This is a genomic window from Aeromonas sp. sif0611 (assembly GCF_019218845.1).
GTDB classification, from domain to species: domain Bacteria; phylum Pseudomonadota; class Gammaproteobacteria; order Enterobacterales; family Aeromonadaceae; genus Aeromonas; species Aeromonas media.
In genome coordinates this window covers 1-268 of sequence record NZ_JAHUWU010000052.1, presented here as the reverse complement: position 1 = coordinate 268, position 268 = coordinate 1, and the positions used below count along the sequence as shown (strand labels likewise).

Sequence of the window (268 nt, the reverse complement as noted above, 5' to 3'; positions counted from 1 at the left end):
CTGGCGCGGTCACCGAAGACGAAACCAACCCGACTCTGACCGAGACCGGCACCCTGAGCGTGACCGACGTGGACGGCGCCGACGAGGCCAAGTTCCTGGCTGGCAACGGCACCCCGAGCGCTGGCGCACTGGGTAGCCTGACCATCACCGAAGGCGGTGCCTGGACCTACCAGGTCGACAACAGCAAGGTGCAGTACCTGGGCGAAGGTGAGACCAAGGTCGAGACCTTTGTGGTCACCTCCGTGGATGGCACCGAGCACACCGTCAC

Annotated in this window: 1 protein-coding gene; it reads left to right on the top strand. The window is 65.3% G+C overall.

All coding sequences use genetic code 11. The features are described 5' to 3' along the window. The coding region (locus tag KW824_RS20725) for a VCBS domain-containing protein (RefSeq protein WP_218410895.1) at positions 1-268 on the top strand (268 nt) is incomplete at both ends.